Source organism: Aeromicrobium sp. (assembly GCF_032084975.1).
GTDB lineage: Bacteria > Actinomycetota > Actinomycetes > Propionibacteriales > Nocardioidaceae > Aeromicrobium.
Window position 1 is genome coordinate 1,054 of sequence record NZ_DAMDLR010000109.1, and the last position, 5,495, is coordinate 6,548.

The following is a 5,495-nucleotide window of genomic DNA, read 5'->3' on the forward strand; positions in this document are numbered from 1 at the left end:
ACCAGCACGCGCGCAGCACCTACACGCCCACGCTGGCCGCGGTGGCGCCGACCGCGAACGACGATTCCTCGACGGGTCGTCCGAACCAGCCGCAGTCGATCGATCCGCTGGTCAACGACGTCCCGGGCGATGTCCGGGTCCCGTTGGACGAGGACAGCCTGACGTTGCTCGATGATGAGGGTGAGCCGGCGACCGAGGTGACGGTGCCCGAGGGCGTCTACACCATCGTCGACGGCCGGATCGTGTTCACGCCGAACACGAACTTCCATGGTTCGGTGACGCCGGTGGACTACCGGGTCGCCGATGAGAACGGCACGGCCGCGACGGCGACCTACACCCCGGACGTCCCGGCGGATGCGCCGTCGACGAACGCGGGCACGACGTCGGGTCCGCAGGGTGTGGCGCAGTCGTGGGAGCCGACGCCGCAGGCTGGTGAGGACTTCGCGATCGACTGGTCGACGTTGACGCTGCTGGACGAGGACGGTGACCCGGTCGCGGAGGTCGTGGTCGCGGGTCAGGGCACGTACTCGGTCGAGGGTCGTGAGCTGGTGTTCACGCCGCTGCCGACGTTCGTCGGGACGGCTGATCCGGTGGACTACCGGATCAGCGATGCCGGCAACCAGCACGCGCGCAGCACCTACACGCCCACGCTGGCCGCGGTGGCGCCGACCGCCGCCGACGACGTGTCCTCGGGTTGGTGGAACGTGCCGCAGTCGGTGGACCCGCTGATCAACGATCGTGCCGGCGATCCGGCCGTGCCGCTGGACATCGACAGCCTCACGCTGCTCGATGCCGACGGTGAGCCGGCGACCGAGGTGACGGTGCCCGAGGGCGTCTACACCATCGATCGGACCGATCCGCAGAACCCGCGCATCGTCTTCACCCCGAAGCGAGGCTTCACGGGAGAGCCGACCCCGGTCGACTACCGGATCGCCGATGCCAACGGCACGACGGCCGAGGCCGTCTACCAGCCGACAGTGCGTGGACCCGAGACCACGCAGGATCTCGTGGACACGAAGATGTGCGGCACGCCCGTCGCCTTCGACACCGTCGAGGAGGTGCCGGGTCTCGACCCGAGCACCGTCCGCTTGGTCGACGCCAGCGGCGAGCCCGTCCTCGAGCTCGAGGTCGAGGGTGAGGGCACCTGGACGGTCGACACGAGCACCGGCAAGGTCACCTTCACGCCCGACGGCTGCTTCGTGGGCGATGTCACGCCCGTGACGTGGGAGGGCACGATGACCGACGGGACGCCGGTGACCGGCACGCTCAGCGTCAGCTACGTGGCGCCCCCGGTCGAGGACGAGCCGGTGGACGAGTCCGATCCGGAGCCGAAGCCCGAGTCCGACTCGCCGCTGGCGGACACCGGCGGCCCCGCCCTCGGCTGGCTGGCGGTGGGTCTGGCGCTCGCCGGAGCCGGTGGAGTGCTGATCCGCCGCCGCCGCGAGGCGGACGGCCACTGATCGGCCGATGACACGAGAGCGGGGCCGGAGCAACAGCTCCGGCCCCGCTCTCGTTCCGCTGTCCGTGGCGTCAGTCGTCGATCGAGATGATCTCGACGACGAAGACCAGCGTCTTGCCGCCGAGCTCGTTGCCCTCGGACTCCTCGGCGCCGTACCCGTACTCGGGCGGCATCGTGACGATGATCGTGGAGCCGACCTTCTGGTCGACGAGCCCGGCCTTGAAGCCCTGCACGACCTGGTCCGTCGACAGCTGGGCGGGATCGCCCTCGCCGAAGGTCTGCTGGAAGATCTCGCCGCCGGACTCCCACGTGCTGCCCTGGTAGTTCACGGTGATCGTGTCCCCGGCCTCGACCGTGTCGCCGTCGCCCTCCTTGAGCACCTTGACCAGGACGTCCTTGGGCGGGTCGGTCTTGGGCAGGGTCACCTTGGGCTGCTTGCCGTCCAGCGAGACCTCGGGGACGTCCTTCTCCCACGGCTTCGCCTTGATCTCCTCGCGGAGCCCGACGACGTCCGTGACGATCACCAGTGCGTCGGTCGCCTTGATGTCGAGATCCGCATACCCCTGGTCGCCGTAGACGTCGCCGGCCGAGACGGTCGTGACGAGGCGCGAGCCTGCCGGCACGCACTCGATGCCGGCGCGGAAGGCCTCGAAGGTGTCCTTGTCGCCCGTGGTCAGCGTGGCCTGCTCGCTGAGCGCCTGCTTGCCGGTGCGCCCGTTGAACACGGTGATGACGGCCTCGACCTGGTCACCCTCGGCCGTCGTGTCGCCGTCACCCTCGTCGACCATCGTCCGCTGCAGCTGATCGGCCTTCACGGTGAGCGGTGTGGTGAAGGTGGCCGTGGGCTTCGGTTCGCCGAAGGTGCCCTCGACCTTCACGGCGTCGCTGGTGTCGCCCGCGTCGTACGTGGCGCAGTTCGCGTCCTTCTTCTTGGCATCGTCCTTGTCGTCGGACGAGCCGCAGGCGGCCACGGTGCCGAGGGAGAGCATCAGGACGAGGGGCAGGGTCGTCAGGTTCCGCATGGGTGAGGGTCTCGATTCGTCGGGAATGTCGCCGTGCAAGTTTGCCGAGCGTACCCGTCAGTCGGCTGAGAACCCGCTGAGAACCCACCGTGACGGCCAAGATCGGGCACTGGCAGGATGAAGCACCGTGGTGACTACCCTCGATCGCTTCTTCAAGATCTCGCAGCGTGGCTCGTCGGTCGGACAGGAGGTCCGCGGCGGTGTCGTGACCTTCCTGACGATGGCCTACATCATCGTCCTCAACCCGATCATCCTCAGCGGCGTCGCCGACGCGGACGGGAACTACCTCGGCGGTGGCACCGTGGCCGGTGGCGGCTTCGCGACCATCGCGGCCTGCACCGCACTGGTGGCGGGCGTGCTGACGATCCTGATGGGCGTGGTCGCGAACTTCCCGATCGCGCTGGCGACGGGGCTGGGCCTGAACGCGTTCGTCGCGTTCGCGGTCGCGTCCCAGATGAGCTGGGCCGACGCGATGGGCCTGGTCGTGCTCGAGGGGATCGTCATCCTCGTGCTGGTGCTCACGGGCTTCCGCAAGGCCGTCTTCGACGCCGTGCCGCGCCAGCTCAAGACCGCGATCGCCGTGGGCATCGGCCTGTTCCTGACCCTGATCGGCCTGATCGACGCGGGCTTCGTCCGGGCGACGGGCAACGCGTCGCCGCCCATCGGCATGGGCATCGGCGGTGAGCTCTCCGGCTGGCCGGTCCTGGTGTTCTGCTTCGGCCTGCTGTTGATGATCAGCCTGCACGCGCGTCGCGTGCCCGGCGCGATCCTGATCGGCATCGTCGTCACGACGATCGTCGCGATCGTCGTCCAGACCCTCACGGACACTCCCGGCTCCGGCGGCGACCCGACGTCGAAGGGCTGGAACCTCAACGTCCCGGCGTGGCCGGACAAGATCGTCTCCAAGCCCGACCTGTCGCTGCTGGGCGAGTTCAACCTGCTGGGCTCCTTCGATCGCGTCGGCATCGTCGCGGCGACCCTGCTGGTCTTCACCCTGATGCTCGCGGACTTCTTCGACACGATGGGCACCATGACCGCCGTCGGCGCCGAGGCCGGGCTGAACGACGAGGACGGCGCGCCCGCGGGCACGCAGCGCATCCTCGTCGTCGACTCGGTGGCTGCCGCGGTCGGCGGCGCCGCGGGCATCTCGAGCAACACCTCGTACGTCGAGTCCACGGCCGGTGTCGCGGACGGTGCGCGCACCGGCCTGGCCAGCGTCGTCACGGGCGTGTGCTTCCTGTTGGCGACCGTGTTCACCCCGGTCGTCCAGGTCATCCCGAACGAGGCGGCGGTCGCGGCCCTGGTCATCGTCGGCTTCCTGATGATGACGCAGGTGACCGAGATCGACTGGACCGATCACGAGATCGCGATCCCGGCGTTCCTGACGATCGCCGTCATGCCGTTCACGTACTCGATCACGGCGGGCATCGGCGCGGGCTTCCTGAGCTACGTCGTGCTGAAGGTCGTGATGGGCAAGGTGCGCCAGGTCCATGCGCTGCTGTGGCTGATCGCGGTGCTGTTCGTCGTCTACTTCGCCATCGACCCGATCACTCGCCTGCTGACCTGAGATGGACCACCGACGGCAGCTCCTGCACTACCTCGAGCGGACTCGGGGTGACGTGCTGCGGGCGGTCGCCGGGGTGGGCGAGTTCGATGCGCGGCGCGCGCTGACGCCGTCGGGCACGAACCTGCTCGGCCTCGTCAAGCACCTGGCGACCGTCGAGAACGGGTACGTCCGGTGCACGGCGTTCCCCAGCCGGATCGAGGTCCCGTGGTCCGACGACGCCTCCCTCGAGGCGAACGCCGAGCTGTGGCTGACGCCCGACCAGTCGGCGGGCGAGATCCTCGACCTCTACGCGGCCGTGGCCGTCGAGACGGAGCAGGCCGCCCGGCAGCTGCCGGACGACGCTCCGGCGACGGTGCCGTGGTGGCGCGAGCCGGACACGACCTTCGACCGGCTGCTGGTCCACCTCGTCGCCGAGACCGCGCAGCACGCCGGTCACCTCGAGATCCTGCGCGAGGGACTGGACGGGCAGGCCGACCGGTGGGACGAGCAGGACCCGGACCGCGGGCCGTCGTGGCAGGCCGACTACCGACGCACCATCGACGAGGCGGCCGAGCCGTTCCGGGGCGCCGGCCGGGTGGTGCCGGGGGAGCGGTGAGCTGGCGTCCGTTTCGCGGGCAGAACGGACGCTGAGTCACCGCGCCACACCAGGCCCGCTCAGCTGGTGGGCGGTCCGACCAGCAGCGCGACGCCGGTCAGGACGGCCACGGCGACGATGCCGGTGGCGATGCCCTGGACGGGCTTGCGGACGAGCCAGGCCACGACGCGGTCGAGGGTGCCGGCGGGCTCGGACCGGGTGAGGCGCCACTGCTCGGGCAGGGCGCCCTGGCGCTCGCTGGCGAGGTCGAACCAGATCGTGAAGAACGGCGGGATGGCGGCCAGCAGGCCGAGCGCGGTGCGCTTGAGGCTCCAGCGCGCGTCGATGGCGACGACGACGGTCGTGACGAGGTAGGCCACGAACACCACGCCGTGCAGCATCCCGCCGATGCGCACGCCCAGCTCGGTGGTCTCGGTGACGTACTTGAGGAACATGCCGATCAGCAGGAGGGCCCAGGTGACGGCCTCGGCGACGGCGACGGTGCGGAACAGGCGGCGGGGAGACATGACTCCATTGTCCCGGTTGGCGACAACCTGTCGGACCTGCCGGGTGACGCATCTTTGTACGAAGATGTCGCTGGCGCGACCTCGATGTCGAAAGATCCGTCCCCATTCGGAGGTGGAAAGCAGCTTCCCAACGCATCGCTCAGGGGCGGGGGCACGGACCAGTGGCGCAAGCACTCATGGTCCGCGCTGTGGACCGAGTGACTGGCGGGTGACGGACAGCCGTCACCCGCCAGCAGCAGGGTTCCTTCAGTCGAGCGTGAGGCCCTCGGCGGGGGTGACACGTGCGCCGCGGCGGGCGGGCAGCGTGGAGGCGGCCAGGCCGGCGACGGCGGCGGCGGCCAGCACG

5 protein-coding genes are annotated in these 5,495 nt (G+C 69.8%); 3 read left to right on the forward strand and 2 right to left on the reverse strand.

Features of this window, described 5'->3' with window-relative positions; all coding sequences use genetic code 11:
* A partial coding sequence (locus tag RT323_RS15520) for an Ig-like domain-containing protein (RefSeq protein ID WP_313410055.1) occupies positions 1-1,460 on the forward strand: 1,460 nt, incomplete at its 5' end.
* Between the two features lie 70 nt (positions 1,461-1,530).
* On the opposite strand, the gene RT323_RS15525 is transcribed toward RT323_RS15520, so the two are convergent.
* Complete coding sequence (locus RT323_RS15525; RefSeq protein ID WP_313410056.1) at positions 1,531-2,481, reverse strand: FKBP-type peptidyl-prolyl cis-trans isomerase; 951 nt, start codon at positions 2,479-2,481, stop codon at positions 1,531-1,533.
* A 127-nt stretch (positions 2,482-2,608) separates the two neighbouring features.
* On the opposite strand from RT323_RS15525, the gene RT323_RS15530 reads away from it, so the two are divergent.
* Complete coding sequence (locus tag RT323_RS15530; RefSeq protein ID WP_313410057.1) at positions 2,609-4,048, forward strand: NCS2 family permease; 1,440 nt, start codon at positions 2,609-2,611, stop codon at positions 4,046-4,048.
* Between the two features lies 1 nt (position 4,049).
* Positions 4,050-4,643 carry a DinB family protein gene (locus RT323_RS15535; protein ID WP_313410059.1) on the forward strand — a complete coding sequence of 198 codons (594 nt, stop codon included), beginning with the start codon at positions 4,050-4,052 and terminating at the stop codon, positions 4,641-4,643.
* 59 nt (positions 4,644-4,702) lie between these two features.
* On the opposite strand, the gene RT323_RS15540 is transcribed toward RT323_RS15535, so the two are convergent.
* Entirely contained in the window at positions 4,703-5,149 is a 447-nt protein-coding gene (locus RT323_RS15540) for a DUF3817 domain-containing protein (protein ID WP_313410061.1), read from the reverse strand.
* Between the last annotated feature and the right edge of the window lie 346 nt (positions 5,150-5,495).

What these genes read in the sequence shown, in the direction of transcription:
- RT323_RS15525 (WP_313410056.1), bottom strand. Translation starts at nt 2,481, where the DNA reads ATGCGGAACCTGACGACCCTGCCCCTCGTCCTGATGCTCTCCCTCGGC.
- RT323_RS15535 (WP_313410059.1), top strand. Translation starts at nt 4,050, where the DNA reads ATGGACCACCGACGGCAGCTCCTGCACTACCTCGAGCGGACTCGGGGT.
- RT323_RS15540 (WP_313410061.1), bottom strand. Translation starts at nt 5,149, where the DNA reads ATGTCTCCCCGCCGCCTGTTCCGCACCGTCGCCGTCGCCGAGGCCGTC.